The organism is Mesorhizobium zhangyense, from assembly GCF_011045115.1.
Classification (GTDB): Bacteria; Pseudomonadota; Alphaproteobacteria; order Rhizobiales; family Rhizobiaceae; genus Mesorhizobium_M; species Mesorhizobium_M zhangyense.
In genome coordinates this window covers 169,171-195,961 of the sequence record NZ_JAAKZG010000006.1, presented here as the reverse complement: position 1 = coordinate 195,961, position 26,791 = coordinate 169,171, and the positions used below count along the sequence as shown (strand labels likewise).

General features: G+C 62.6%; 24 protein-coding genes. 15 read left to right on the top strand and 9 right to left on the bottom strand.

Annotated features, from left to right (window positions below; translation table 11 throughout):
* Positions 1-83: 83 nt before the first annotated feature.
* Complete coding sequence (locus G6N74_RS16475; RefSeq protein ID WP_246245795.1) at positions 84-1,106, bottom strand: alpha/beta hydrolase; 1,023 nt, start codon at positions 1,104-1,106, stop codon at positions 84-86.
* Positions 1,107-1,266: 160 nt separating this feature from the next.
* Complete coding sequence (locus tag G6N74_RS16470; protein ID WP_246245779.1) at positions 1,267-2,298, bottom strand: alpha/beta hydrolase; 1,032 nt, start codon at positions 2,296-2,298, stop codon at positions 1,267-1,269.
* Between the two features lie 443 nt (positions 2,299-2,741).
* On the opposite strand from G6N74_RS16470, the gene G6N74_RS16465 reads away from it, so the two are divergent.
* The 12 genes from G6N74_RS16465 (at position 2,742) to G6N74_RS16410 (ending at position 16,568) form a co-directional block, all read left to right on the top strand.
* Complete coding sequence (locus G6N74_RS16465; RefSeq protein ID WP_165119033.1) at positions 2,742-3,341, top strand: ANTAR domain-containing response regulator; 600 nt, start codon at positions 2,742-2,744, stop codon at positions 3,339-3,341.
* Positions 3,342-3,343: 2 nt separating this feature from the next.
* The gene (locus G6N74_RS16460) at positions 3,344-4,582 is read left to right on the top strand and encodes a CmpA/NrtA family ABC transporter substrate-binding protein (protein ID WP_165119032.1); all 1,239 of its coding nucleotides are present in this window, start codon (positions 3,344-3,346) and stop codon (positions 4,580-4,582) included.
* Between the two features lie 355 nt (positions 4,583-4,937).
* Positions 4,938-6,254, top strand: coding sequence for a CmpA/NrtA family ABC transporter substrate-binding protein (locus tag G6N74_RS16455; protein ID WP_165119031.1), 1,317 nt, complete (start codon positions 4,938-4,940; stop codon positions 6,252-6,254).
* A 52-nt stretch (positions 6,255-6,306) separates the two neighbouring features.
* Positions 6,307-7,200: a nitrate ABC transporter permease gene (gene ntrB, locus G6N74_RS16450; RefSeq protein ID WP_165119030.1), complete on the top strand. Its 894-nt coding sequence runs from the start codon at positions 6,307-6,309 to the stop codon at positions 7,198-7,200.
* 9 nt (positions 7,201-7,209) lie between these two features.
* Entirely contained in the window at positions 7,210-8,007 is a 798-nt protein-coding gene (locus G6N74_RS16445) for an ABC transporter ATP-binding protein (RefSeq protein ID WP_165119029.1), read from the top strand.
* A gap of 4 nt (positions 8,008-8,011) precedes the next feature.
* Positions 8,012-10,462, top strand: a complete 2,451-nt coding sequence (gene nirB, locus G6N74_RS16440; protein WP_165119028.1) for a nitrite reductase large subunit NirB — start codon at positions 8,012-8,014, stop codon at positions 10,460-10,462.
* Between the two features lie 5 nt (positions 10,463-10,467).
* Entirely contained in the window at positions 10,468-10,797 is a 330-nt protein-coding gene (gene nirD / locus G6N74_RS16435; protein ID WP_165119219.1) for a nitrite reductase small subunit NirD, read from the top strand.
* A gap of 4 nt (positions 10,798-10,801) precedes the next feature.
* Positions 10,802-13,618: a nitrate reductase gene (locus tag G6N74_RS16430; RefSeq protein ID WP_165119027.1), complete on the top strand. Its 2,817-nt coding sequence runs from the start codon at positions 10,802-10,804 to the stop codon at positions 13,616-13,618.
* Positions 13,590-14,696, top strand: a complete 1,107-nt coding sequence (locus G6N74_RS16425; protein ID WP_165119026.1) for a siroheme synthase domain-containing protein — start codon at positions 13,590-13,592, stop codon at positions 14,694-14,696. The genes G6N74_RS16430 and G6N74_RS16425 overlap by 29 nt, the downstream gene beginning before the upstream one ends.
* Positions 14,697-14,817: 121 nt before the next feature.
* Entirely contained in the window at positions 14,818-15,405 is a 588-nt protein-coding gene (locus G6N74_RS16420; RefSeq protein WP_165119025.1) for a hypothetical protein, read from the top strand.
* Positions 15,402-15,980 (top strand): hypothetical protein, encoded by a 579-nt coding sequence (locus G6N74_RS16415; RefSeq protein ID WP_165119024.1) that lies wholly within the window; start codon positions 15,402-15,404, stop codon positions 15,978-15,980. Before G6N74_RS16420 ends, G6N74_RS16415 begins: the two co-directional genes overlap by 4 nt.
* 12 nt (positions 15,981-15,992) lie before the next feature.
* Positions 15,993-16,568 carry a hypothetical protein gene (locus tag G6N74_RS16410; RefSeq protein ID WP_165119023.1) on the top strand — a complete coding sequence of 192 codons (576 nt, stop codon included), beginning with the start codon at positions 15,993-15,995 and terminating at the stop codon, positions 16,566-16,568.
* Here the strand turns inward: G6N74_RS16410 and G6N74_RS16405 are convergent, their stop codons facing one another.
* The 7 genes from G6N74_RS16405 to G6N74_RS16375 all read right to left on the bottom strand — a co-directional run bounded on the left by G6N74_RS16405 (position 16,569) and on the right by G6N74_RS16375 (position 23,347).
* Positions 16,569-17,846: a hypothetical protein gene (locus tag G6N74_RS16405; RefSeq protein WP_165119022.1), complete on the bottom strand. Its 1,278-nt coding sequence runs from the start codon at positions 17,844-17,846 to the stop codon at positions 16,569-16,571.
* 74 nt (positions 17,847-17,920) lie between these two features.
* Positions 17,921-18,139 (bottom strand): hypothetical protein, encoded by a 219-nt coding sequence (locus G6N74_RS16400; protein ID WP_165119021.1) that lies wholly within the window; start codon positions 18,137-18,139, stop codon positions 17,921-17,923.
* 299 nt (positions 18,140-18,438) lie between these two features.
* Positions 18,439-19,221: an ABC transporter permease gene (locus G6N74_RS16395; RefSeq protein WP_091911425.1), complete on the bottom strand. Its 783-nt coding sequence runs from the start codon at positions 19,219-19,221 to the stop codon at positions 18,439-18,441.
* A 1-nt stretch (position 19,222) separates the two neighbouring features.
* A complete protein-coding gene (locus G6N74_RS16390; protein ID WP_165119020.1) occupies positions 19,223-20,083 on the bottom strand; it encodes an ABC transporter permease in 861 nt (286 codons plus the stop codon).
* Positions 20,080-21,138: an ABC transporter ATP-binding protein gene (locus G6N74_RS16385; protein WP_165119019.1), complete on the bottom strand. Its 1,059-nt coding sequence runs from the start codon at positions 21,136-21,138 to the stop codon at positions 20,080-20,082. Before G6N74_RS16385 ends, G6N74_RS16390 begins: the two co-directional genes overlap by 4 nt.
* A gap of 115 nt (positions 21,139-21,253) precedes the next feature.
* Positions 21,254-22,291: an ABC transporter substrate-binding protein gene (locus tag G6N74_RS16380; protein ID WP_165119018.1), complete on the bottom strand. Its 1,038-nt coding sequence runs from the start codon at positions 22,289-22,291 to the stop codon at positions 21,254-21,256.
* Between the two features lie 90 nt (positions 22,292-22,381).
* Positions 22,382-23,347: an isopenicillin N synthase family dioxygenase gene (locus G6N74_RS16375; protein WP_165119017.1), complete on the bottom strand. Its 966-nt coding sequence runs from the start codon at positions 23,345-23,347 to the stop codon at positions 22,382-22,384.
* Between the two features lie 283 nt (positions 23,348-23,630).
* Between G6N74_RS16375 and G6N74_RS16370 the strand changes: the two genes are divergently transcribed.
* From G6N74_RS16370 to G6N74_RS16360, 3 genes are all read left to right on the top strand, one after another.
* Positions 23,631-24,740 (top strand): carbohydrate kinase, encoded by a 1,110-nt coding sequence (locus G6N74_RS16370; protein WP_165119016.1) that lies wholly within the window; start codon positions 23,631-23,633, stop codon positions 24,738-24,740.
* A 13-nt stretch (positions 24,741-24,753) separates the two neighbouring features.
* On the top strand, positions 24,754-25,683 hold the full coding sequence (locus G6N74_RS16365; protein ID WP_165119015.1) for a pseudouridine-5'-phosphate glycosidase: 930 nt from the start codon (positions 24,754-24,756) through the stop codon (positions 25,681-25,683).
* A gap of 66 nt (positions 25,684-25,749) precedes the next feature.
* Positions 25,750-26,568, top strand: coding sequence for an enoyl-CoA hydratase/isomerase family protein (locus G6N74_RS16360; RefSeq protein ID WP_165119014.1), 819 nt, complete (start codon positions 25,750-25,752; stop codon positions 26,566-26,568).
* Positions 26,569-26,791 lie beyond the last annotated feature (223 nt).

The following is a 26,791-nucleotide window of genomic DNA, read 5'->3' as shown; positions in this document are numbered from 1 at the left end:
CGATTGGGGGAACGGCGCCAGCGAACAGAGGCCGGACGCCGTATTGCTGAAACCGCCTGTTGGATGGCTCGTCGGAAAACGAGTTACGAACGGTCGGATGACAAGGTTCTGGCGAAGAATGGCGTCAGCTTGCCGATCGCGGCTTCCACATATTCGGGAACCCAATAGGTCTCGATGTGGGTTGCACCGTCGATCTTGAATAGTTCCTTGTCGTTGGTGCCGGTTGCCTTGGCGAAGGTGTCCTCGGTCATGTACAGACTGTCGGCCTTGCTGCCGGCGATCATCAGCAGCGGCTTGTCGATGAGGTCGATCTGATCGGTGGCATCCCAGCGCATCAGGTCGAGCAGGCTGCTTGTGGTGTACTTGAAGGTCGAGCCGGGGTGGGCGTGGGTCTTCCAGTAATACTCGTAGCCCTGCCGATAGAGATCGAACGGCAATGTAGCAATCTGCTCATCAGTCAGGTTGGCATCGCCCGAATAGAAGATTTCTCCGCCGGCCACTTCCTGGGCGTGGGCGTTTGAAGCCTGCTGCAGGCGGTCTTGGATGGTCGCCAACTGCGAATCCACATAGCCATTGCGGCGAACGCGGCCGGAGTTGAACATGCTCAAAGTCGCAATCGACTTGAAACGCTTGTCGGTTTTCGCCGCGGCCAGCGAATATCCACCGCCGCCGCAGACGCCGAGCAGGCCCAGCCGCGTAACATCAACTCCCGGATAGCGGGTGATGAAGTCCGCCATGCCGTGAATGTCCTCGACGCGGTTAGCGGGTTTGTCCACGCTGCGCGGCTCGCCGCCACTTGCGCCCTGATACGCGGCATCCGCGGTGATCGTGATATAGCCCTGTTCCGCCAGATGCTGAGCATACCGGCCCGCGACCTGTTCTTTTACACCGCCATTCGGATGCGCAACCACAATCGCAGGATATTTCTGGCTCGGATCGTAATTTGCCGGGGTGTAGACGTTAGCGACGATTTCCAGGCCATTGAGCTTGTAGGCGACCGGGTGGATATTGACCTTGCCCGGCTCGTTCTTCGTGATCGCACCGTCATAGACGAGGGTGAATGGATTCTGCCTGTAATCGGCGGCGATGGCCGTTGCGCTGGTCATTGCTGGAACTCCTAACATCGCACCTGAGAAAACAAGCGCCGAGGCTCCGAGGAACTCGCGCCTTTTCTTGTCGATGACTTCGTTGTTCATTTCGAACTCCAGTCTTTGATCCGGGAAGGGGTAGGATGCGCGCGCAGTGCGAAGCGTCCGCGCAGTCGGATCAGTCCAGTTTTTTCTCGGCAAGGAATTGCGAGACCTGATCGGCGATCTGGACATTGTTCATGTCGGACATCGGGAAGTGCGTGTTGCCCCGGATGCCGATCTCGGGCAGGTGCACGAGCCGGGCGTCACCGCCATACTTGTTGACGGCCTCGACCCAGAGCTTCGCCATGGCGAGGCGCACACGCCAATTGTCCTGGCCGCGCTCCGTAGTCGGCTCGGTCGGGAAATTATCGCCGTAATAGATGACGATCGGGATGCGGGTGAGCTTCTCGAAATCGGCCATCGGCACCGCCTCTGGCGTCAGAGTTCCGGCCGCGCTCGGCATCGCTTCGGGCAGTTCGCCTTCCGGGAAGATGAAGCCGCTGCCCGGCTCAAAGGCGACGATCGCTTTGACGTTGGGGTTCTTGATCGCCGTCAGCCAGCCCGGACCGCCGCCCTGCGAATGGGTGAACAGGATTGCCGGTCCGGACCGGTCGATCAGCGCCGACATGGCGTCCGAGATCACGCCAGCATCATACGGCCCCGTGTTCGGAGTGACCGACCGGAAGAACTGGTCGAGCGTCTCAGGCTTGCGATCGAACTGGACGTTGTCGAAGTAGTCCGGCCATCTGCCGAGCCGGAACTGATCGAAGAAAAGCTGATCGTAGGGAGTGGGTTCGATTGTCGTGGCCACAGTGCTGTTGCCGGCGCGGCCACGCCGCGGCTGATCGACCAGATAAACTGGAAAGCCGCGGCGCAGGAAGATGGTCTGGAAGCCCTCGCGGCCGTCAGACGTGGTCTCCCAGCTGCGTGCTGACTGGAAAGCACCATGCAGCATGACGATGGGCAGCGCTTTGGGGTTCTGCGGTACTTGGTAGAAGGCGTAGAGATGATCGCCGTGGAGGCTCTGCCCTTCTGCGGTCGGCGCGTTGTTGTAGGTGCCAGCGGTGTTTAAAATCGTCCCGCCGACCGCGAAGCTCCCTTGCTCCTGGATCATCAGCGGCTCCGGTGTGGCCTTTTGATCGGCCAACGCGCCCGCAGGGGCGATCATGATCCCCGCTGCCAACAAGAACGCAACGTATCGGTGCAGCGAGTTCATGGTCTTCCCTTTGTCTCAACTATTCGTTCATTGAGGAAGGTAGATCTGATTTAATTGCTTGATTAGACGCTGATATCGGAATGGGCCTTTAAGGCTTGCTTCATAATTGCCCTTGCTTCATTTCTGAATGAAGGTTCGCTGCCGGCAGCAGTCCGCACCAAAATTATACCGCTAATTCAGTATGTTAAAATCAATTCCCAGGCGCCATTTTAGAGGGCTATAGCGCAAACGAAGTTATCATCATCGCCCGGTACGGCGCGCCAATAAATTCATCGACTTATGTTGCATGCAGGCACGGACTTTAGGTTCATTTGAACCAAAGGCTCCGCGACGGACGGCTCACGTCCGTTCATGATGCCGCATTGCACAATCGCGGCAACTGCGCAAAATGCGGCATGGTCCGAAAACCCCTCGCCGTCCTTGTGATCGACGAAAACCGCATCCGCGCTTCCATCATCGAGGCGGGACTGCGGGAGGCCGGGCATGAGCAGGTTACGGTCGTTCATGATGTGACCGGCATCGCCCGGCGGATCGCCGAGATCGAGCCGGACGTCATCGTCATCGATCTCGAAAATCCCAACCGCGATATGCTGGAAAACATGTTCCAGCTTTCGCGCGTGGTGAAGCGGCCCATCGCCATGTTCGTCGATCGCTCCGACCAGGCTTCGATCGAGGCGGCGGTCGATGCCGGCGTGTCCGCCTATGTCGTCGACGGTCTGCGGCAGGAGCGGGTGAAGCCGATCCTCGACATGGCGGTGAGCCGTTTCAATGCCTTTTCGCGCATGTCGCGGGAGCTGGAGGAAGCCAGGAACGAACTCGAGAACCGCAAGGTCATCGATCGCGCCAAGGGCATCCTGATGAAGTCGCGCGGCCTGTCGGAAGACGCCGCCTACACGCTGCTGCGCAAGACCGCCATGAACCAGAACCGCAAGATCAGCGACATCGCCCAAAGCCTTGTCACCGCTGCCGACCTCTTGGGTCCGGGGGAGAGTTGAAGATGGGGTTTGAACACCAGATCAATGCCGGCTTCATGCCGCTCTTCGACAGTGCGGTGCTCGTCACTGCCAAGGAGATGGGCTTTGCCGCGCGCGAAGACGTCGACCTGACGCTGAACCGCGAAACCTCGTGGGCCAATATCCGCGACCGTATCGCGATCGGGCATTTCGATCTGGCACATATGCTGGGCCCGATGCCGATCGCATGCAATCTCGGGCTGTCGCCGCTGGCCTCCGACACCATCGTGCCCTTCGCGCTTGGGCTCGGCGGCAATTGCGTGACGGTTTCGAACGAGGTCTGGGCCGGCATGGCCACGCATGGCGCACAGCCTGACCTCGATCCGGCGCGAACCGGCAAGGCACTGGGCGGACTGATCCGCGAGCGCGTCAAGTCCGGGCGCGATCCGCTGCGCTTCGCGGTCGTCCACCCGCATTCGGGGCACAATTACGAGCTTCGCTACTGGCTCGCCGCCTGCGGCATCGATCCCTCGCGCGATATCGAGATCGTCATCGTGCCGCCGCCCTTCATGGCCGATGCGCTCGCCGCCGGCCGCATCGACGGCTATTGCGTCGGCGAACCCTGGAACAGCGCCTCCGTCGTCGCCGGCACCGGCCATATCGCAACGGTCAAGGCCAGGATCTGGCGCAACAGCCCGGAGAAGGTGCTGGGCGTGCGCAGGGCATGGGCCGAAAAGCAACCGGAGGCGCTTGCTGCCCTGCTGCGTGCCTTGCATCACGCGGCGCGCTGGTGCCAGGACCCGGCAAATCGCGGCGACCTGGCCGCGCTGATGGCGCAGCCTGCATTCCTCGGCCTGTCGCCGGAGTTGCAGATGCCGGTCCTGACCGGACGTCTCGCGCTCGGCGGTGGTGCCGAACTGACCGTCGACGACTTTTTTCTGCCGTTCGACAAGGCAGCAAGCTTTCCGTGGAAGAGCCACGCTCTGTGGTTCTACACGCAGATGGTGCGCTGGGGCGATATCGCCCACACACTTGAGAACGCTGAGATTGCCCGCAACTGCTATCGCCCCGATCTCTACCGCGCGGCTCTCAAGCCGCTTGGAGTCGCACTACCGGGGGCGAATGCCAAGGTCGAGGGGGCGCTGACCACAGCCACACCGGTCGGCTCGGCCGGCGCCAGTCTTATCCTTGGCCCCGATGGCTTCTTCGATGGCGGCATCTTCGATCCCGATCGCATCGACGAATATCTGGCGACGCAGAAATTTGCAGTCGCGCACGCCTGAGCATTTCTTGCGCATGATGATGCACTGCACAATTTTTGTGCGATTGCACATTCCGTGTGGCTAATGCGTGAACGGCGTAATTTGCCGCCGCATTCACCTGCTGAATAAATTTCCTTGATTCCATTGCTGAATTAGCTGGTCCTCAAAACTGGCACGGTTCCTGCTTTACTAACAACAGGCCCTCGGGTCACGGAACAGGCGTCCAATGACGGGCGCCACAGGCAAAGCTGCCGATCAGGAAGACGCGATCCCGGATGTACGGACGCGGCGACTTGGCCGGCAGCTTTTTTGTTTTTGACCGAACCGAACACGCAATCGATGGCGCGATCCTCCCCGCGCCCAGCCGGAGACACCGATGACGAAACGGATCGAGACTGGATCACCCCTGAAGGCGCTGACGCGCCGCGACTTTCTCGTCAGCAGCGCAACCACGGCGGCCATGTTCATAGCTGCCCGCAAGCTTTTCCCGTCGGGCGCCTATGCGGCGACCTCCGCTCCGGAAGTGACCGGCGCCAAGCTCGGCTTCATCGCGCTGACGGACGCCGCGCCGCTGATCGTCGCCAAGGAAAAGGGCTTCTTCGAAAAGCACGGCATGCCCGATGTCGAAGTGCTAAAGCAGGCCTCCTGGGGTGCGACGCGTGACAATCTCGTTCTCGGTGGCGCAGCCAACGGCATCGATGGCGCGCATATCCTGACGCCGATGCCCTACCTCATGCACACCGGCAAGGTGACGCAAAACAACCAGCCGCTGCCGATGGCGATCGTGGCGCGGCTCAATTACGACTGCCAGGGTATCTCGGTCGCGCAGGAATATGCCGAAACGGGCGTGACGCTGGACTCCTCGAAACTCAAGGAAGCCTTCGCGAAGAAGAAAGCAGAAGGCAAGGACGTGAAGGTCGCCATGACCTTCCCGGGTGGCACGCACGACCTGTGGATCCGCTACTGGCTGGCCGCCGGCGGCATCGACCCGGACAAGGATGTCTCCACCATCGTCGTGCCGCCGCCGCAGATGGTCGCCAACATGAAGGTCGGCAATATGGACGCCTTCTGCGTCGGCGAGCCGTGGAACGAGCAGCTCGTGCATCAGGGCATCGGCTTCACCGCCGCCACGACGGGCGAGCTGTGGAAGGGCCATCCCGAAAAGACCTTCGGCCTGCGCGCCGATTTCATCGAAAAGAACCCGAACGCGGTGAAGGCCATGCTGATGGCCGTCATGGAAGCCCAGCAATGGTGCGATGCCATGGAAAACAAGGAAGAGATGAGCGCCATCCTGGGCAAGCGGCAATGGTTCAATGTGCCGCCAGCCGATATCATCGGCCGCCTCAAGGGCGATATCAATTATGGCAATGGCCGCGTCGCCACCGGCACCGACCTCTACATGAAGTTCTGGAAGGGCGGCGTCTCCTACCCGTTCCGCAGCCACGAAAGCTGGTTCCTCGCCGAGAACATCCGCTGGGGCAAGTTCGCACCGGACACCGACATCAAGGCGCTGGTCGGGCAGGTCAACCGCGAGGATCTGTGGCGCGAAGCGGCCAAGGAACTTGGAGTGGCCGAAGCCGATATCCCGGCCTCGGCGTCGCGTGGTCCGGAAACCTTCTTCGACGGCAAGGTCTTCGATCCCGAAAACCCGTCCGCCTATCTCGAATCGCTATCGATCAAGGTCGCGTCCTGATCCCGTCGGCGCGGCTGCCCGCCGCGCCGCAACGATCCCTGGAGTTTTTCGTATGACCGTACACGCTCTCAAGGAGCATGCCGCCGAAATGGCCGCGCCGTCCCGGCCGTCCGAAGTGGTCGCGTTGCCGGCGAAGCCATCGTCGCGCTTCGATGCCGCCGCACTCGCCCGTCGCGTCGCATCCGCGGTTCTGCCGCCGGCCATCGTCGTGCTCGCCATCCTGCTGGTCTGGGAGGCAGCCTGCTCGTCGCCGGGCGCCAGTCTGCCGCCGCCCACGCAGGTGTGGAGCGAGGCCTATGACCTGATCGTCCATCCCTTCTTCAATTTCGGCCCGCAGGACGTCGGCCTCGGCTGGCGCATCCTTGCCTCGCTGCAGCGCGTGGCGGTTGGTTTCGGGCTGGCGGCAGTCGTCGGCGTGGCGATCGGTGCCTTGATCGGCCAATCGGTCTGGGCCATGCGCGGGCTGGACCCGGTGTTCCAGATATTGCGCACGGTGCCACCGCTTGCCTGGCTGCCGCTCGCGCTCGCAGCTTTCCGCGACTCCAATCCGGCAGCTCTCTTCGTCATCTTCATCACCGCCATCTGGCCGGTCATTATCAACACGGCGGTTGGCGTCAGGAACATCCCGCAGGACTATCGCAACGTCGCGCAGATCCTGCGGCTCAACCCGGTCGAATTCTTCTTCAAGATCATGGTGCCGGCTGCTGCCCCTTACATCTTCACGGGCCTCAGGATCGGCATCGGCCTCTCCTGGTTGGCGATCGTCGCCGCCGAGATGCTCACCGGCGGCGTCGGCATCGGCTTCTTCATCTGGGATGCGTGGAACTCCTCGCGCCTGCCCGACATCATCGTGGCGCTCGTCTATATCGGCGTGGTCGGCTTCATGCTCGACCGGCTGGTTGCGGCGGTCGGCGCCTTCGTCACACGCGGCACATCCGCGAGCTGAGGAAACATCATGAAGCCCTATCTGAAGCTCGACCACATCGACAAGTCCTTCACCCGTGGTGGCACCCGCACCGAAGTGCTGAAGGGCATCACGCTCGGCATTGACCAGGGCGAGTTCGTGTCCATCATCGGCCATTCCGGCTGCGGCAAGTCCACGCTGCTCAACCTCATTGCCGGCCTGACCAAAGTTTCGGCCGGCGCCGTGCTGCTCGAGGACAAGGAGGTCGACAGCCCCGGTCCCGAGCGCGCCGTGGTGTTCCAGAACCACAGCCTGCTGCCCTGGCTCACCGTCTACGAAAACGTCAATCTCGCGGTCGCCAAGGTCTTCGGCTCGACCAGGACCAGGGCCGAGCGGCATGACTGGATCATGCGCAATCTCGACCTGGTGCAGATGGCGCACGCCTCGGATAAGCGTCCGGCCGAGATTTCCGGCGGCATGAAGCAGCGCGTCGGCATTGCCCGCGCGCTTTCTATGGAACCGAAAATCCTGCTGCTCGACGAGCCTTTCGGTGCGCTCGACGCGCTGACGCGGGCGCATCTGCAGGATGCGGTGATGGATATCCATGCCCGTCTCGGCAACACGATGATCATGATCACCCATGATGTCGACGAGGCCGTGCTGCTCTCCGACCGGATCGTCATGATGACCAACGGGCCGGCGGCGCGCATTGGCGAAGTGCTCGACGTGCCGCTCGACCGGCCACGCAAGCGCGTCGAGCTCGCTTCCGATCGGACCTATCTACGCTGCCGCGAGGCGGTGCTGAAATTCCTTTACGAGCGTCATCGCTTCGTGGAAGCGGCGGAGTAGAATCATGACCGAGAAACTCGTCATCATTGGCAACGGCATGGCGCCGGGCAGGATGCTGGAGCATCTGTTCGAGAAGGCGCCGGGCCAATTCGACGTCACGATCTTCAACGCCGAGCCGCGCGTCAATTACGACCGCATCATGCTCTCGCCCGTTCTGTCGGGCGAAAAAACCTTCGAGGAAATCGTCATCCACGGCGACGGCTGGTACGTCGCCAATGGCGTGACGCTCTATAAGGGCCACAAGATCGTCGCCATCGATCGCGCGGCCAGGACCGTGACCTCCGACCACGGCGTCACCGAAAGCTACGACCGGCTGGTTATCGCCACCGGCTCGGTGCCCTTCATCATCCCCGTTCCCGGCCACGATCTGCCGGGCGTTCTGTCCTACCGCGATCTCGACGATGTTCAGGCCATGCTGCTGGCGGCGCAATCGCGGGCCAAAGCGGTGGTGATTGGTGGCGGCCTGCTCGGGTTGGAGGCGGCGGCAGGGCTTTCCATGCAGGGCATGGACGTCACCGTGCTGCATGTCATGCCGACGCTGATGGAACGCCAGCTCGACCCGGCGGCCGGCTATCTCTTGCAGAAGGCGGTGGAGGAACGCGGCATCAAGGTGATGACCAAGGCCAACACCAAGGCGATCGTTGGCAACGGCAAGGTCGAGGGCATCGAGCTTGCCGACGGCACCATTGTCCCGGCAACGCTGGTGGTGATGGCGGTTGGCATCCGGCCCAATGCGGCTCTGGCAAAGGATGCCGGGCTGACGGTCAATCGCGGCATCGTCGTTGATGCCGGCATGCAGACCTCCGATCCCGATATCTTTGCGCTCGGCGAATGCGCCGAGGTCGGCGGGCAGGTCTATGGCCTCGTCGCGCCGCTCTATGAGATGGCGCGCGTGACGGCGGCACGGCTTGCGGGTGAGGAGGGAACGGGCTTCGTCCATTCCGACACGCCGACCAAGCTGAAAGTGACCGGCATCGACCTGTTCTCGCTCGGCGATTTCGCAGATGGCGACGACCGGCAGGAGATCGTGCTGCGCGATGCCTCTGCCGGCGTCTACAAGCGCCTCGTGCTGAAGGACAACCGCATCATCGGCACCGTGCTCTATGGCGAGACGGCCGATGGCGCGTGGTTCAACGACCTCAAGAAGAAGGGCACCGACATCTCGGAGATGCGCGAAACGCTCATCTTCGGCCAGGCCTATCAGGGAGGGTCGCCGCTGGACCCTATGGCGGCCGTTGCAGCCTTGCCGGATGATGCGGAAATCTGCGGCTGCAACGGCGTCTGCAAAGGCAAGATCACCGGCACGATCACGGCGAGGAGGCTGACCTCTCTCGATGATGTGCGGGCACACACCAAGGCTTCCGCCTCCTGCGGCTCCTGCACCGGGCTGGTCGAGAAGCTGATGGTGCTGACGCTGGGCGACACCTATAACCCCGCCGCTGTGCAGCCCATGTGTTCCTGCACCACGCTCGGCCATGACGAGGTGCGCAGGCTGATCAAGGCGAAGGGGCTGAAGGCCATTCCGGCGGTGATGCAGGAGCTGGAATGGAAGACCTCCTGCGGCTGCGCCAAGTGCCGCCCGGCGCTGAATTATTATCTCGTGGCCGACTGGCCCGACGAATATGCCGACGACTACCAGTCGCGCTTCATCAATGAGCGCGTCCACGCCAACATCCAGAAGGACGGCACCTATTCGGTGGTGCCGCGTATGTGGGGCGGCGTCACCAATTCCCACGAGTTGCGCGCCATCGCCGATGTGGTCGACAAGTTCGACATTCCGATGGTCAAGGTCACAGGCGGCCAGCGCATCGACATGCTCGGCATCCGCAAGGAGGACCTGCCCGCCGTCTGGGCCGATCTCGGGCAGGCCGGTTTTGTTTCCGGCCATGCCTACGCCAAGGGCCTGCGCACCGTAAAAACCTGCGTCGGCTCCGACTGGTGCCGCTTCGGCACGCAGGATTCGACCGGCCTCGGCATCCGCATCGAGAAATTCATGTGGGGCTCGTGGACGCCTGCCAAGGTCAAGATGGCCGTTTCCGGTTGCCCGCGAAACTGTTCGGAGGCGACCTGCAAGGATGTCGGCGTCATCTGCGTGGACTCGGGCTTCGAAATCCATTTCGCCGGTGCCGCCGGTCTCGACATCAAGGGTACAGAGGTTCTGGGTCAGGTGAAGACCGAGGACGAGGCGCTGGAACACATCGTGGCGCTGACGCAGATGTACCGCGAACAGGGGCGCTATCTCGAACGCATCTACAAATGGGCCAAGCGCGTCGGCCTCGACGAGATCCGCCGCCAGATCATGGACGACGGCGAAAAGCGCCGCGCCTACTACGAGCGCTTCGTCTTCTCCCAGAAATTCGCCCAGGTCGATCCGTGGTCGGAACGCGTTTCCGGCAAGGACAAGCATGAGTTCCGGCCGATGGCTTCGGTGGGTTTTGCGGAGGCCGCGGAATGAGCACCATGAACTGGATCGCCATCGGCACCATCACCGACATCCCCCAGCGCGGCGCGCGCTGTGTGGCAACGCCGCAGGGCAAAATCGCCGTGTTTCGCACGGCGGAGGACCGGGTCTTCGCCATTGAGGACCACTGCCCTCATAAGGGCGGCCCGCTTAGCCAGGGCATCGTGCATGGCGCGGCGGTCACCTGTCCGCTGCACAACTGGGTGATTTCGCTCGAAACCGGCAAGGCACTCGGTGCGGACGATGGTGCGGTGAAAACCATTCCGGTGCGGGTCGACGGCGAACGGCTGTTCATCGCGCTGGAAGCGCTGGCAGACCGGGCGGCGTGAGGACATGCAAACGGAGGAAGCGCGCGAGGTGAGGACCACCTGCCCATATTGCGGGGTGGGTTGCGGCGTGCTGGCCGAGGTCGCCGCGGACGGGGAGATAGCCGTTCGCGGCGACCCCGACCATCCGGCCAATTTCGGCCGCCTCTGCTCCAAGGGTTCCGCGCTGGCCGAGACCCTCGATCTCGACGATCGCCTGTTCTATCCGGAAATCCACGGCCGTCGCGCCGGCTGGAATGAAGCGCTCGATCTCGTCGCCTCGAAATTCTCGCAGGCTATCGCCGAGCACGGGCCGGATTCGGTGGCGTTCTACGTCTCGGGACAATTGCTGACCGAGGATTATTACATCGCCAACAAGCTGATGAAGGGCTTTGTCGGTTCGGCCAACATCGACACCAATTCCCGGCTGTGCATGGCCTCGTCGGTTGCCGGCCATCGCCGCGCCTTCGGCTCGGACACGGTGCCCGGCACCTATGAGGATCTGGAGCTTGCCGACCTGATCGTGCTGGTCGGCTCCAACCTCGCCTGGTGTCACCCCGTGCTTTACCAGCGCATCGTCGCAGCTAGAGAAAAGCGGCCCGCCATGAAAATCGTGGTGATCGACCCGCGCCGCACCATGACTGCCGACTTCGCCGACCTGCATCTTGCCATCGCGCCCGACGGCGATACGGCGCTCTTCACAGGCCTGCTTGCGTTTCTGGCCGACAACGGGCGTCTGGATCGCGATTATATTAGCCGGCATACGAATGGTTTTGACGGCGCGCTTTTGGCGGCCCAAACTCTCGATCTTGACAGCGTCTCCGATCGCACGGGCATCTCGGAAGAAACACTCGCGCGGTTCTATTCCCTGTTCGCGAACACGCAGCGCGTGGTCACGGTCTACAGCCAGGGCGTCAATCAGTCGACCTCCGGCACCGACAAGGTCAACGCCATCATCAACTGTCATCTGGCTACGGGCCGCATCGGCAGGCCGGGCATGGGACCGTTCTCGGTCACCGGCCAACCCAACGCCATGGGCGGGCGCGAGGTCGGCGGGCTCGCCAACATGCTGGCCGCCCATATGGAGATCGAGAACCCGCAGCACCGCGACCGCGTGCAGCGTTTCTGGAAGTCGCCGGCAATCGCCGAAAGGCCGGGCCTGAAGGCGGTCGACATGTTCCGCGCTGTCGCCGATGGCCGCATCAAGGCGCTGTGGATCATGGCCACCAACCCGGCAGATTCCATGCCCGATGCCGACGCCGTGGAAGCTGCGCTGCGCGCCTGTCCCTTCGTCGTCGTCTCGGACATTGCAGCCAATACCGACACCATCCGCCACGCCCATGTGAAATTGCCGGCCACCGGCTGGGGCGAGAAGGACGGCACGGTCACCAATTCGGAGCGCCGCATCTCACGCCAGCGCGCCTTTCTGCCACCGCCCGGCGAGGCGCGGCCGGACTGGTGGGCGATGGCGGAGGTCGCGAAGCGCATGGGCTTTGCCGAGGCGTTTTCTTATGACGCGCCCTCGGAAATCTTTGCCGAGCATGCGGCGTTTTCGGCCTTTGAGAATGGCGGCGAGCGCGATTTCGATATTGGAGTTTATGCGGCGGTCGATGGTGACGGTTATGAGGCGCTTGCGCCATTTCAGTGGCCAGCACCAGCTGGTGGCACAACCCCCCTCTGGCCTGCCGGCCATCTCCCCCTCAAGGGGGGAGATCAGGCAGTTGCTCAGCTTTCGCCTACATCCAACGTTGCAGAAACGCGCAAGGGGTCCGAACTGCTAATCTCCCCCCTTGAGGGGGAGATGGCCGGCAGGCCAGAGGGGGGTGGGTTTCGCTTCTTCGCCGATGGCAATTTCTTCACGCCCGACCGCAAGGCTAGATTCGTTGCGGTAACGCCCCCTGAGCAAAGAGCGATCAATAACAACTTCCCGCTCACTCTCAACACCGGCCGCGTGCGTGACCATTGGCACACCATGACCCGCACCGGTAAAAGCCAGCGCCTGTCGCAGCATCTGGCCGAACCCTTCGCCGAAATCCATCCTTCGGACGCCCGCCAGTACGGCATATCTGACGCCGACATCCTCCGTGTCTCGACCGCTCACGGCGAAGTGCTGCTGCGCGCGCTGGTGATGCCTCGCCAGCGGCCAGGCTCGATCTTCGTGCCGATGCACTGGACCGATCAGTTCGCGTCGAAGGCGCGCGTCGATGCGCTGGTCACCTCCATCACCGACCCGGTGTCCGGCCAGCCGGCGTCCAAGAATGTCCCGGCGCGCATGGAGCGCTTCGCCGCCCATGCGTTCGGCTTTGCCGTGCTGGCGGAACGACCCACAGCCATAGACGCCGACTATTGGGCGCTGGCCCGATGTGCCGGCGGCTGGCGTGTCGAATTGGCGCTTGAAGAGGAAAGAGACTGGACGGGCTTTGCCGCCACGCTTTTCGGCCATGAGGAACAGGGCGAGACGCTCGCCTATCACGACACGGCAAATGGACAGCACCGCTTCGCCCACTTCATCGGTGAACGGCTCATCGGCGCACTCTATCTGGCCCGCGAGCCGGTGGCGGTGTCGCGCGGCTGGGCAGTGGAGCAGCTAAGCGCGGTCCATGCGGACCGCCGCATGCGTCTGGCGGTGGTGGCTGGACGGCCGGGCGGCAACCAGGCGGATCGCGGCGCCATCGTCTGTTCCTGCTTCGGCGTCGGCGCCAACCAGATTGCCGCAGCCGTCCGAGGCGGCTGCGCCAGCGTCGAGGCGATAGGTGCGGCCCTTCAGGCCGGCACGAACTGCGGCTCCTGCCGCGCCGAAATCAAGGGGATCATCGATGCACGGCGTCTTCAAGCAGCAGAGTGAACGTGCTCCAGCGCGCATGGGCAGGCTTTCCGTCCTGCCGGTCTTTTTCAACCTCGATGACAAGCGCGCCCTGGTCGCCGGCGGCTCGGAGGCAGCACTTTGGAAAGCCGAGCTTCTTGCGGCGGCGGGGGCAGAAGTGCATGTCTTTGCGCCAGCGAGCGAGTTGTGCGCCGATTTCGTTCCACTTATCGAGAACGGAAGCTTCGTCCACCACGACGAGGGCTGGAGTGCAGAGGTTCTCGAAGATATGGCGATCGCTGTGGCCGATGCTGCCTGCGAAGACGAGGCAATGGCGTTTCATGCGGCGGCAATCGCGGCCGGCGTCCCCGTCAATGTCATCGACAGGCCCGAATTCTGTCAATTTCAATTCGGCTCTATCGTCAATCGTTCGCCCGTCGTTATCGGCATCTCGACGGCCGGCGCTGCACCCATTCTTGCTCAGTCCATTCGTCGCCGGATCGAGACGCTGCTGCCGGCATCGCTTTCGGCATGGGCGCATTGGGCGCAGATGATGCGCGCTTCCATCAACGCGCGGCTCACCGCAGGCGCGCCGCGGCGCGACTTCTGGGAGCGCTTTGTCCGGCGTGCTTTCGACAGGCCGTTCACGCAGCGCGAGGCGAGCGGCCTCTTTCGCGAGGCAAACAGCATCGCCGCAAATCCCGATCAGGCGGCTGGCCGCATCACGCTGGTCGGCGCCGGGCCGGGCGCGGCAGAGCTGTTGACGATCAAGGCCGTCCGCGTCCTGCAGGCGGCTGATGTCATCCTGTTCGAAAATTCCGTGACAGGGGAAGCGCTGGAGCTTGCCCGCCGCGAAGCGCAGCGTATCCGCGTCGACGGCAGTCAGAGCGTATGCGAACAGATGATCGCACTCGCCAAATGCGGCAAGCATATCGTCTGGCTCATGGCAGGTGATCCGATGCACGATAGACATGCGGATGCTGTGATCGACCGGATCGAAGGCGCGGGCATTCCGGCCGATCTCGTCCCCGGCGTAGCGGTCGACATGGCTGTAAGGCTTGCGTTCAATGCCGCCTCGGCTGAGCGTATGCGCTCAGAATCCATGCGTTCGGTTGCCTGACGCAATACGTTCGGCCCCAATCGCGGCGGTTGTGTTCGCGCTGGCGGTTCCATCTGAAGGATTTAGCTCTTAAGTTATAGCTGGCGGGGCGCTTATCGATTCGAAATAGGGAACGGAACCCATGTTCGGCGCGATACGCGGCAAAGTGAGGGCCTGGTTCACCGTTGGTGCGGGAACCTTGGCGGCAGTCACGGTGGCGGGCCTGCTCGGCGCCTTCGGCGCACTGCCGCAGGCGCAGACACCGGTGCTGGCACGCGACAGCCAGATCGAGACGGGCCAGTGGCTTGTGCGGCCTTTGCGGGCCTATATCGGCACGGACCGGGTCTACGACCTGCCGGTCAAGCCGGACCAGCAGGCGCTGGTGCTCGAGGTCGAGATGACCAACCGCACCGCTGAATCGGCGAAGGACTATTTCACGCTGTTCCAGCTTGCGCCGCCGCTTGGCGGGCAGACCGAACAGCCCGCCGTCATCCTGACCCGCGACGCGAGCATGACGCCGGCACTCCATCCCGGCATGACGGAGCGCATGGCCTATGTCTGGACCTTTCCCAAGGCGGTTGCCTTGCCGGGTGAGCTTCCTCTTGTCGTGAACACCAAGACCTACAAGCCACAAGACAATCTCTACGGCACGCCAGGCTGGTTCAACGAGCGTGAACTGGGCAGCATTGAAATGCCGGTCGAGGCGAAAGCCGCGGAAGGCCAGTCATGATGCGCTGGGTCTTCAATGTCGCAGCACTCGGTGCGGCGGCGGTCGTCTGCTACGGCATGCAGTCGTCAAAGCCGCGCTACAAGAATCTCATCGCGCCGATACCTGTCCATGGCTCTATGGTGGACAAAGTCGAGACGCGTCTCTTCGATGTGCATATCGGCAAGGTCGTGTTCGCGCGTGAGCTGAAAGTAACCGAATTCGGCAAGCAGAAGACGTTGACCACCGACGGGCTGTGGGCCGTGGTGGCCGCGGATGTTGCCGCCCGCGACAGGACGACGAGGGTGGGCGCTGCCACCTGGCTGGGGCCAACCGGCTTGCGCTTTCACCAGACCGAGAGGTTTTCCTCCCGCTCCGACCTGCCTCCGATTTCGGTTTCTCCCGGCTTGCCGCAGCGCGGCCTCTTCCTGTTCGAACTGCCGCCCGGCGAGGTGGAAGGCGCGACGCTGGTCTTCTCGCATACTGTCTTTTCGGCGCTGGATTCGCAGGCAAATATCGCGCTCGACCGCGTGCCGCTCGATTCTGACGGAACGCCGCTAAGCGTGGTCGATGTCTATGACCTTGATCGGCCCATCTGAGGAGGAAGCGTGATGAGCGTGTCCGATGCTGCAGCACTCGATCCCCAAGATGGCGGACCGGAACGGAAATGGCGCCGCCGCGCGCTTTGGGGGCTCGTCATCCTCCTTCCTGCCGCCATTTTGGAGATGGGCTACCAGCAGACGAGTTTTTATCTCCAGAACAACGATCTCGTTGCGCGCGATGCGGAGCCGCTCACGGACGTGCATTTCGGCGGCAGCGACTGGCGGCTGGAAAACATGCAGACGATGAAGGACACGAGCTCGCTGCGCATTCCGCGCGATTCCGCGCCGGTCTTCGTCGATTTCACCGTGAAGATCGGCGACGCCGATCTCGAACAGGCCTGGCTCGGCTGCAAGATCGGGCTGGTCGATGAGTCCGGGCGCTCGTGGCTGCCGTCCTATGTCCGCAATTCGCGGGTGGACGACATGGCGACCTGCAATTCGACGGTCTTTTCCGGGGCCAAGACCGGCGACACCGTGAAGATCCGGGAAACCTTCGTCATCCCGAAAGACGCACTCGAAACCGTCGTGCCGACGGTCGGCCTGGGCAGCGAGCGGCCTTACTATCTGCGCTTCAAGCGCTCCTGATCATTCCGCCGGCTGCGGCACCGCTGCCTGCGCGCGCTTCGGCAGCGAGAAGGCTGTCTCGAGGATCGCGGCGAGAAAGCAGATGCGTAGCGGCTCGATCAGGATGCCGGTAGATGAATCCTGAAAGGGACTGCCGAAGAGCAGCGTCAAGCCCTTGGCCAGTATCTGCCACAGGTCGAGGTCGTGCGGGCCGATCAGCCGCGCCGAGCCGAGCCAGAGCCAGGCAGCGGCCCAGTCGATGAAGCGATAGCCGACGATCAGGATGACGATCAGGATAACGCCCGAGCTCAGCGTAATCCGCACGCCATTGGCGATCGGCAGATAGCGGGAGCGGTAGCCGCTGATGAAATGTTCGACGAAATCGCGCAGGAAAGCCGGCACCGCCTTGTAGCGCTCGCCGAAGCGCTCGACGCGGCGATGGATGCGCATCAGTTCCTTGTCGTCGCGCACGTCGTAGCCATAGACCAGCGCGGTCATGACCAGCCAGATGACCGGCAGCATCATGTACCAGAACAGATTGTTGAGCGTCGTCGCCAGTCCGATCGACGACACTTCCACCGGCACCATCGAGGCGGCGTGTGCCGAGGAGACGACCGCGTCGTTCATCGCCTGGAAATAGCTCCAGAAATTGCGGCTCATGATCCAGGCCAGCCAGTCGTCCTTCCAGCGGCTGAGCACATAGAGACCGACGAAAATCCAGTTGGTCTCGCAGATCACGACGACGATCTGCCAGAAAGAGTAGGCCGACCTTTTCTGCATGGTCTGCGCCAGCTTTCGCACCGCCCATGAGATCGCCACCGATACCAGCAGCCAGCGCGAATCCAGAACGTCGAGAACGTTGGCGCGCTCGCCGAAGGGCGCCATGTCGAGCGCCATGCGTGAATATTGCCGCACCGTATCGCCGAGAAAACCCCAGGTGGCGTAGTAGGCGAAGAAGGGCAGGAGCGCGATGGTGATCATCGAGGCGAATCGCGCCTTGCCGCGGTCTTTCGACGGCCCGGCCGCTTCGCTTTCGGCCTCGGTTTGCGCCGAACTGATTTCCGGCAGTCCTGGCCGCAGCACCTGGAACATCGCGACGGTGACGATCAGTTGGGTGAGCGCCACGAAAGTCAGCAGCGCCAGTCCCAGCATGTGGTTGAGAAAGGCGGCCTTGGCGGCGAGCAGCATAAGCAGGTCGCCGGCGATAATGCCTATGAGCACGAGTGCGACAAGCTGCGGCCAGAAACGCCACAACAGGCGGAAGGTCAGCGCAAACGGCGCTGCGACGTCAGCAAGCATGCGAATCTCTCACGACGCCCCCGCATGCTTTTTTAAGGGGGTTCCCGTCAGGATTGAAGTGCCGATGGCGATTTTTAGCGCAGCCGTTGTCCGTCGCCGGCCATATCTTTACGGCTGGCGGCTCTTTTTACCCGACGCGCGCCGTTCAATTGCGCCTGTTTCACCCATATTGGCGGAAACTGCCGCAACTTGATGATCTCGGTGGCGGCAAGCATCACCATTTCCGCCAGGTCGTCCTTGGTGAAGGTGGCGGGGTCCCGCGCCATGCCCAGCATTTCGTCAACGATGTCCATTCTTTCGCCCATCTTTCACGGTTCATGAGGCTCGGCGAGCTTCACGAGTGGATTCAAAAAGTGTCGCCGAGCCTCTTGCTGACCTGTTGCCTGTTATTGGCCAGAACCCACCATCATTCATGGACGGTGCTTATTGGCAGATGGGAAAAGGTGGTTATGCGCTCGCCCGTTGGCGGTAGCATGGGCCTCCTACGAACTGACTGTCCGCAGGCGCTTTTTGCACCGGACGAGCTAGATGGTTTGGCGGGGGGCTCGCTGCATTGCTCTGCGGCGATACTGTTTTGCCGGCGAAAAGCCCCTCAGAAGCGGTGAATGCGCAGGCCGAGCACCTTTTCCGAGACGATCACCACCACCAGCGTCAGCACGATCGACACGGTCGAGACGGCTGCCGCCTCCGGCGTGAAGTTGGTGCGCAGATAGTCGAAGAGCTGGATCGGCAGCGTCGACGTTCCGATGCCCTTCAGCATGAAGGAGATGGTGAAGATGTCGAAGGAGATGATGAAGGCAAACAGCGCGCCGCCGATGACGCCGGGCTTGATCAGCGGCAGCATGATGCGGCGAAAGCGCGTGAAGCGCCCGGCACCCAGGCTGCGTGCCGCCATATCCCAGGCCGGATCGAAGGTTTCCAGCGAGGCCGAGACGTTGATGAAGACGAAGGGCAGCGTGATCAGCACATGGCCGACGATCATGGCGAACATGGTCTGCGTGCCGATGCCGACCGAATAGACGAAGAACAGCAGCGAGATGGCCGTCAGCACTTCCGGCAAAAGCAGCGGCGAGAGCATGGCGATGCGGATCGCTTCCTTGCCGCGGCCCGCATGCTGCACATAATAGAGCGCCGCAGCCGTGCCGATCAGTGTCGAAATGACCGTCGAGACCGCCGCCACCCACAGCGATGTTCTTATCGCCCGCATGAACACTTCATTGTTGAAGAAGGTCACGTACCAGCGCAGCGACAGGCCCTGCGGCGGGAAGGTCAGGAACGAGCCCGCATTGAACGACGCCCCGACGACCACGAGGATCGGGGCCAGCAGGAAGGCGTAGACGAGAAGGCAATAGACCGTGAGAACTTTTCTCGACATCTCAGGATGCCTTCCATTTCATGCGCGTCAGGCGGGCGAAGATGACCACCGCGATCGCGCCCGTCACCGACAGGCAGAGCGCCAGTGCCGAGCCGAACGGCCACTGGAACGTGTCGATCAGCGCATCGACCACCGTCACCGCCATGGTTTTCACGCGCAGGCCGCCGATCAGCGACGGCGTCACATAGGCGCTGAGCGACAGCACGAAGACGAGGATGCAGCCGGCCTGGATGCCCGGCAGCGACAGCGGCAGGATGATGCGCCGGAAAGCCGTGGTCTTCGAGGCGCCGAGCGAGCGGGCCGCCGCATGCAGCGAAGGATCGACGCCCTGGATCGCCGCCATGATCGGCAGGATCATGAAGGGCAGGAAGACATGCACCAGCGCAATGACGATGCCGAGTGCATTGTACATCAGCGGCAGCGGCCGCTCGATCAGGCCGATATTCAACAGCGTGCGGTTGATCAGGCCATTGTTGCCGAGCAGGATCGTCCAGCCGTAGCTGCGAATGACGATACCGACCAGCAGCGGCGACAGCACCAGCCCATAGGCCAGCCCGCGAAACTTCATGTCGGCCCTGGCGAGCTGCCAGGCGACGGGAAAGCCGACGACGAGGCAGATGGCGGTCGTCAGCAGGCCGATCCACAGTGTGTTGACCACCTGCAGGATATAAAAACTGTCGGTGAAGAATTTTACGTAATTGCCGGCGGTGAAGCCGACGCCATAGGGCGTGCCCTGGCCAGGCACGCGAAAGCTCATCAAGACGATGTTGAGATAGGGCAGCACAAGAAAGATGCCGAGCAGCAGAACCGCCGGCAATATCAGCAGATAAGGGCCCATGCCCTTTGTTCTACCCGGTGTCATGCGGCGGCTCCCAGCAGCCAGAAGCGGTCGGCGGGTGCGTATACGCCGACCCGTTCCTTGTCGGCGAAGCGGTTGTGGGGAAATGCCTGCGTGTGGATGATATCGCCGCCCTCGAGCTCGATGCGGTAGTCGATCAGGCTGCCGGAATAGTAGCTGGAAAGCACCGTGCCCTTCGCACCCTTGCCGGGGGCGCCAAGCTCGATGGCTTCCGGACGCAAGGTGAGCGTTACCGCGGTTCCCGGCGCATGCATCCGGGCACTATGGACTTCAATGACGCCGAAAGTCGTTTCCACGGCGCAACGGCCGTCGCTGCCGCCTTCGCGCACGGTGCCCTTGACCAGGTTCACCTGGCCGACGAACTGCGCGACATCCAGATTCTCAGGCCGCTCATAGATATCGGCGGGCACGCCGATCTGGGCGATGCGGCCGCCGAACATGACGACGACGCGATCGGACATGGTCATGGCCTCGGCCTGGTCATGCGTGACATAAACCGTGGTGATGCCGACGCGGCGCTGCAGGTCGCGGATGAAGACGCGCATTTCTTCGCGCAGCTTGGCGTCGAGATTGGCGAGCGGCTCGTCGAGCAGCAGGATTTTTGGCTCGATCACCAGCGCCCGGCCCAGCGCCACGCGCTGTTGCTGGCCGCCGGAAAGCTGGCGCGGGTAGCGCTCGGCATAGCCGGTAAGCTGCACCATCTCCAGCACGCGGGAAATGCGGCTGCGCATCTCGGGCTTGGCGACCTTGCGCATCTCCAGCCCGAACGCGAGGTTCTGCTCCACCGTCATATGCGGAAACAGCGCATAGTTCTGGAACACCATGCCGATGTCGCGCTTTTCGGCCGGCACGTTGACCACGTCCTGCCCGTCGAAGCGGATCGCGCCGCCGCTGACGTCCTCGAAGCCGGCAATCATCTTCAGCGTCGTCGTCTTGCCGCAGCCGGAAGGGCCGAGCAGCGAGATGAATTCACCGTTTGCAATGCGGACGGAAATGCCGTCGACGGCGCGCGCGCTGCCGAAGGTCTTGGTCAGCTTCTCGATGCTAACCTCTGTCATTGATCAATTCTCCACATCGCTATGCTGCCGGCGCGCGGCTTGGCTGCGCCCGGCGAATAAGGCAGCCGGCGCATCCCGTCGCCAGACGGAATGCGCCGGCTATGCTCCGGACTACCTACTGGATGGTCTTTGCCCAGCGTTCGGCGAGATCGCCCTGCTTTTCGTTCACAAAATCCCAGTCCCATGTCAGGATCTTGGACATGGCCTCGCCCGATACCGGAACATCGGCCTTCAGGTCGTCCGGAATGACAACCTTCGAATTGGTCGGTGACACAAAGAATTCCTTGGCCATCAGCGTCTGGACTTCCGGCGACAGAAGGTAGTTCGCATATTCATAGGCGAGCTCCTTTTCCGGGCCGTTCTTCAGGATGCTGATGGTCTGGTCGAACATGATCATGCCTTCTTCCGGCACGATGCAGTCGACCGGCAGTCCCTGCTTGCGCAGGCGCGCAATCTCGCCGAAATCGAAGGGCGCTACCACGATCTCGCCGGCTGAAAGCGCCGTCGAGAGGTTGAAGTCGACCTGCACCACCTGGCCGAGCTTGGCCAGCGCATCGAAGCCGGCGTCGACATCATACTGGTCCTTGCCGAACAGCTTGGAGGCAAGCAGCAGCTCCATCTTGCCGGCGCTGTTGGCGAAATTGTAGAGGCCGATGCGGCCCTTGAATTCCTCGTTGGTCCAAAGGTCTTTCCAGGCCTTTGGCGGCGTTTTGATCATATCGGTGCGGTAGCCGATGCCGATCGGCGAAATCGCGCCGGTGGCGCCAAAGCCGCCGGCGACCTGCGCCAGCGGGTAGAGGTCGTTGTAGTTGGGCATCTTGGCAATATCGAGCTTCTCGAAGAAGCCTTCCTTGCGCAGGCCCGAAGCGAAGACCTCGTTGGTCATGATGACCGAGTAGGGCGGCTTGTCGGCGCCGGCGGCACGAAGGTTGGCGCCGAATACGCGGCCGTTGCCGACATCCAGCGTCACTTTGGCGCCGGACGCCTTCTCGAAATCGGGCGCGACGGTGGAGCGCCAGAACTGTTCCCACACGCCGCCCAGCGTCGGCACGATCAGCGTGCGTGCCTGCGCGATCGCCGGCATTCCAAGTACGCCGGCAGCGCCAATCGCGCCCATTCCGGCCAATGTCTGTCGTCTCGTCAGTTTTGTCATGTCCAGTTCCCCTTGTTGTTCATGTGCGTCTTGGCAGTCCGATGGAGAAGGTTGCGTTTGTGCCCCGCCTTGCCCTCGCCCGGTATTTCGTCAGCGGCCGAAGGCCTGCTTCGTCTTCAGGTCGATATAGTCTCCGTAGCTGATCGGCTCGTATTTGGCCTGCTTGCCGTCAGCGCAGAACGGCTCCAGGCACTTGATCAGCGTGTCCTTGCTCGGATTGACGAAGAACGGGATCGACTGGCGGCGCGACGAGACTTTCTTCTCGCGCGGCGGATTGGCGACGCGGTGCGGCGTCGACACCCACTCGTCATTGCTCCAGCGCATGAAGGCGTCGGCGATGTTGATGACGTAGGCGCCATCGATCGACGGCGCGTCGAGCCAGCGGCCGTCGCGGCTCTGCACCTGCAGGCCACCCGACGATGCTTCCGAGCGCAGGATGGTCATGAAACCGTAGTCGGTGTGCACGCCGGCGCGCAGCTGGCCGGGCAGGGGGTCTTCCTCCTGCTCGGGATAGTTGATGACGCGCAGTGCCGAGAGATGGTTTTCGAAGGCCGGCTCGAAATAGTTGGCATCAAGCCCGATCGCCTGGCAGAAGATGCGGCGCAGGTGCCGCGCCAGCGTTTCCATCTCGGCGAAATAGTCATGGAAGGCCGCTTCGATGCCTTCGGGCTGACCGGGCCAGACATCGCCGGGCAGGCGCAGGCCAAAATTCAGGCTTTCCTTGTAGTCGCCGGGCGTCTTGATGCCCTTGGTGGCGGCCAGCGCCTCATCTGCCATCGGCGAAAAGGCAACGCCGCCGAGCACGCCGGTGCCGCGTCCATGGCTGCGCTTGTAGTTTTCCGACAGGTCGAAATAGGCGCGCGCCAGATTGTAGAGCTTCATCGTCTTTTCCGGCGAAACGCCGTGGCCGGTGACGAGGAAGAAGCCGGTGTCGCGGGCGGCCGTTTCGATTGCAGCAACCACTGCCGCAGCACCCGCCTCGTTTCGGATGAAAGGCCCGATATCGATTACGGGAATTTCCTGATCCACTGTCTGGGTCTGCGGCGCGGACTGCATGATCGCTGTCACCTTCCTGCTGATGGTATGAAATGGGAGAGGGCGAGAAAGCGAAGGCGTTGCATGGCCGCCTCAGTATTCTGAAGCAGCGAAAACGGACAGGGCGGATGACCTTGCAGATGCGTCACGATGCCTTCCTCTGTGCCTTGTTCTCCGCTTTCGAACAGGAAGCGGAAACGCCGGTTGACCAAACGTTATATGCACAAACACATGTTGACAAGATCATCTGTTGTTGTCCATATCGAAATTATTCAACGGCGATTTCAACCCTGCGGGTGGTGCGATGGACGACCTTGGAGCACAGGAGCAAGCGGTTCTCGAGCTCATCGCGGCGAACCCTTTCGCCGGTCAGCAGGACATCGCCACGGCACTTGGCCTCGCCCGCTCGACGGTGGCCGCGCACATCGTGCAGCTCGTCAACAAGGGCTACATCCTCGGTCGCGGCTATGTGCTGCCGGCCTCCAAGCGCATGATCTGCATTGGCGGCGCGGTGCTCGACCGCAAGTACCACGCCAAGAAGGAACTGATCTTCGAGACCTCGAACCCGGTCGACGGCTATCGCAGCTTCGGCGGCGTCGCCCGCAACGTGGCTGAAAACCTCGTCCGCCTCGGCGTCGATATCTCCTTCGTCTCAATCGTCGGCGACGATGAGACGGGCCGCTCGCTGGTTCGTCATCTGCGCGATCTCGGCGCCGATGTCAGCCAGGTCATCACCACCACGGAGCGACCGACCGCGGAATATGCCGCAATCCTCGATCCCAAGAACGACCTTGCCCTCGGCATCGCCGACATGGAGATATTCGATCTCTTCTCGCCGTCATATCTCGATCGCTTCTGGCCGCATCTGGCCGCCGCGACCTGGGTGTTCATCGACTGCAACCTGCCGGCGGCAACCATCGAATCCCTGCTCGCACGCAAGCAGGGCGCTCGCTTCAAGCTGGCCGTCGACACCGTTTCGTCTCCGAAATCAGCCAAGCTCCCCAAGGATTTGAGCGGCATCGATCTGCTCTTCACCAACCACGACGAAGCCAACACCATCCTCGGCATCACCGAGCCGGAAAAACGGCTGAAGCCCAAGGATGCCGCCGCAGCACTGCGCGCCGCCGGTGCCGGCGAGGTCATCGTCACCATGGGCGCGCACGGCTATGCCGTCGCGACCGAGGAGGGCGTCGTCACCATGCGCTCGGTGCCGGCGCGGCCGGTCGACATCACCGGCGCGGGCGATGCCATGATTGCCGGCACCATGTATCGTGTGCTTTCGGGTGAGCCGACGCAAAACGCGGCGCGCACCGGCGCGCTGCTCGCCACGCTGACCACCGAAAGCGAATCCAGCGTTCATCCAGATCTGTCGGCGCGTTTCCTTTCCGCCGGTATGTATCGCATCCCCGCCTGACAGGGAGACCAGAATGACCAGAGAACTCATCCATCTCAGCGACGAAGTCGCCGCCGCCCTCAAGGAGGGCAGGCCGGTCGTAGCACTTGAATCGACCATCATCACCCACGGCATGCCCTATCCCGCCAATCTGGAAACGGCCCGCGACGTTGAAGCGGTCGTGCGCGACAGTGGCGCGGTGCCGGCGACCATCGCCGTCATCGACGGCGAACTCCGCGTCGGCCTGACCGACGCCGAACTGGAGAGCCTTGCGCAGGCCAAGGGCGTCGTGAAGGCATCTGGCCGCGACCTCGCCGCCGTCATGGTGCGCAAGGGTTCGGCCGGCACGACGGTTTCGGCCACGATGCGGTTGGCTGACCTTGCCGGCATCTCGATCTTCGCTACTGGCGGCGTCGGCGGCGTGCATCGCGGCGCGGAAGCCACCTTCGACATTTCCGCCGATCTCACCGAACTCGGCCACACCGGTACCACGGTGGTCTGCGCCGGCGTCAAGTCGATCCTCGATATTCCCAAGACGCTGGAGTTCCTCGAGACCCAACGCGTGCCGGTGATCGCCTACGGCACCGACGATTTCCCCGCCTTCTTCACCCGCTCCAGTGGCGAGAAGGCCGACCACCGCCTCGACACGCCCGGCGAGATCGCCGAGGCGATGGTCCTGCATGAGGAAATGGCGTCCGGCACCGGCATCCTCATCGCCAACCCCATTCCGGAAGCCGATGCGCTCGACCCCGCCTTCATCGACGGCACGATCTCTGCTGCCGTCAAGGAAGCCGACGAGAAGGGCATTTCGCGTAAAGAACTGACACCCTTCCTGCTCGCCCGCATCAACGAGCTTTCGCAGGGCCGCAGCCTCAAGGCCAATATCGCGCTGGTGCGCAACAACGCAGCTCTCGCGGCAAGGATCGCCGTCGAGCATGCGCGGCTGAAAAAGTCGGCAAAGTAATTCCGTTCAATCCCGCCGGCGCCGTCCCTGCGGGCGGTCCTGCGAACCGCCTGCCCAGGAGACAGCATGAGCGACCAGACCTTCGAAACCATCCTTTACGAAAAGGATGCCACCGACAAATTCGCGACCATCACCATCAATCGCCCCGACAAGCTCAACGCGATGAACAAGACGGTGATCCGCGAGATCGACAAGGCACTCGCCGCCGCCGTCGCCGACCCGGACGTCAACGCGCTAGTCATCACCGGCGCCGGCCGCGCCTTCTCGTCCGGCTATGACCTGCAGGGCGGCGATTTCGATGTCGATATCGATTTCTGGCGCTCCGACATGGGCGAGAATGCCGAGGCGCTGCTCAACATCTGGAAGGCGCCCATCCCCGTCATCGCCTCCGTCAACGGCTACGCGCTGGCCGGCGCGCTCGAACTGATGATGTGCTGCGATCTGGCGATCGCCGCCGACAACGCCAAGTTCGGTGAGCCGGAAGTGCGCCACAATTCCGGCCCGCCCGCACTGATGATGCCCTGGCTGCTCGCCACCCGCGACGTGCGCTGGTTGATGTATACCGGCGATCTCGTCGACGCCGAGGAAGCGCTGCGCATGCACCTCATCAACAAGATCGTGCCCGCCGACCAGCTCAAGCTGAAGACCGAAAACCTCGCCCGCAAGCTGGCGCGCATGCCTGTGCCGGCGCTGAAATTCACCAAGGCCTCGATCAACAACCAGCAGATGGTGGCCGGGCTTCTGCCGTCCTTCCAGTACAACATCGAGGCGATCGCCGCCCTTCACGTCACCAATCAGGGACGCGAATGGATGGCCAACCTCGCCAAGATGAGCCTGAAGGAATATCTCGCCTTCCGCGACGGGCCGTTCAAGGATCTGGACTGAGTTTGAGCGGGGGTGGTGGGGTCCGGCGCAAGTACCCCCACCCCTAACCCCTTCCCACAAGGGGGAGGGGAATACTGTCGAGCGTTCTTGACCCAGCCTGTCGGAATTTGGCGCAAGCGACACCGAAGTTCCCCTCCCCCTTGTGGGGAGGGGCTAGGGGTGGGGGTGCTTCATATGCGATCGGCGTGCCCTTGTGGGCGCTGAGGTTGGGGGAACCGAAATA

Excerpts from the sequence above, each read along its gene's own strand:
- G6N74_RS16475 (WP_246245795.1), bottom strand. The coding sequence starts at position 1,106 with ATGACCAGCGCAACGGCCATCGCCGCCGATTACAGGCAGAATCCATTC.
- ntrB (WP_165119030.1), top strand. The coding sequence starts at position 6,307 with ATGACCGTACACGCTCTCAAGGAGCATGCCGCCGAAATGGCCGCGCCG.
- G6N74_RS16380 (WP_165119018.1), bottom strand. The coding sequence starts at position 22,291 with ATGACAAAACTGACGAGACGACAGACATTGGCCGGAATGGGCGCGATT.
- G6N74_RS16395 (WP_091911425.1), bottom strand. The coding sequence starts at position 19,221 with ATGTCGAGAAAAGTTCTCACGGTCTATTGCCTTCTCGTCTACGCCTTC.
- nirB (WP_165119028.1), top strand. The coding sequence starts at position 8,012 with ATGACCGAGAAACTCGTCATCATTGGCAACGGCATGGCGCCGGGCAGG.
- G6N74_RS16385 (WP_165119019.1), bottom strand. The coding sequence starts at position 21,138 with ATGACAGAGGTTAGCATCGAGAAGCTGACCAAGACCTTCGGCAGCGCG.
- G6N74_RS16465 (WP_165119033.1), top strand. The coding sequence starts at position 2,742 with ATGGTCCGAAAACCCCTCGCCGTCCTTGTGATCGACGAAAACCGCATC.
- G6N74_RS16405 (WP_165119022.1), bottom strand. The coding sequence starts at position 17,846 with ATGCTTGCTGACGTCGCAGCGCCGTTTGCGCTGACCTTCCGCCTGTTG.
- G6N74_RS16420 (WP_165119025.1), top strand. The coding sequence starts at position 14,818 with ATGTTCGGCGCGATACGCGGCAAAGTGAGGGCCTGGTTCACCGTTGGT.
- G6N74_RS16460 (WP_165119032.1), top strand. The coding sequence starts at position 3,344 with ATGGGGTTTGAACACCAGATCAATGCCGGCTTCATGCCGCTCTTCGAC.
- nirD (WP_165119219.1), top strand. The coding sequence starts at position 10,468 with ATGAACTGGATCGCCATCGGCACCATCACCGACATCCCCCAGCGCGGC.
- G6N74_RS16425 (WP_165119026.1), top strand. The coding sequence starts at position 13,590 with ATGCACGGCGTCTTCAAGCAGCAGAGTGAACGTGCTCCAGCGCGCATG.
- G6N74_RS16445 (WP_165119029.1), top strand. The coding sequence starts at position 7,210 with ATGAAGCCCTATCTGAAGCTCGACCACATCGACAAGTCCTTCACCCGT.
- G6N74_RS16400 (WP_165119021.1), bottom strand. The coding sequence starts at position 18,139 with ATGGACATCGTTGACGAAATGCTGGGCATGGCGCGGGACCCCGCCACC.
- G6N74_RS16365 (WP_165119015.1), top strand. The coding sequence starts at position 24,754 with ATGACCAGAGAACTCATCCATCTCAGCGACGAAGTCGCCGCCGCCCTC.
- G6N74_RS16370 (WP_165119016.1), top strand. The coding sequence starts at position 23,631 with ATGGACGACCTTGGAGCACAGGAGCAAGCGGTTCTCGAGCTCATCGCG.
- G6N74_RS16360 (WP_165119014.1), top strand. The coding sequence starts at position 25,750 with ATGAGCGACCAGACCTTCGAAACCATCCTTTACGAAAAGGATGCCACC.
- G6N74_RS16375 (WP_165119017.1), bottom strand. The coding sequence starts at position 23,347 with ATGCAGTCCGCGCCGCAGACCCAGACAGTGGATCAGGAAATTCCCGTA.
- G6N74_RS16430 (WP_165119027.1), top strand. The coding sequence starts at position 10,802 with ATGCAAACGGAGGAAGCGCGCGAGGTGAGGACCACCTGCCCATATTGC.
- G6N74_RS16390 (WP_165119020.1), bottom strand. The coding sequence starts at position 20,083 with ATGACACCGGGTAGAACAAAGGGCATGGGCCCTTATCTGCTGATATTG.
- G6N74_RS16415 (WP_165119024.1), top strand. The coding sequence starts at position 15,402 with ATGATGCGCTGGGTCTTCAATGTCGCAGCACTCGGTGCGGCGGCGGTC.
- G6N74_RS16410 (WP_165119023.1), top strand. The coding sequence starts at position 15,993 with ATGAGCGTGTCCGATGCTGCAGCACTCGATCCCCAAGATGGCGGACCG.
- G6N74_RS16455 (WP_165119031.1), top strand. The coding sequence starts at position 4,938 with ATGACGAAACGGATCGAGACTGGATCACCCCTGAAGGCGCTGACGCGC.
- G6N74_RS16470 (WP_246245779.1), bottom strand. The coding sequence starts at position 2,298 with ATGATCGCCCCTGCGGGCGCGTTGGCCGATCAAAAGGCCACACCGGAG.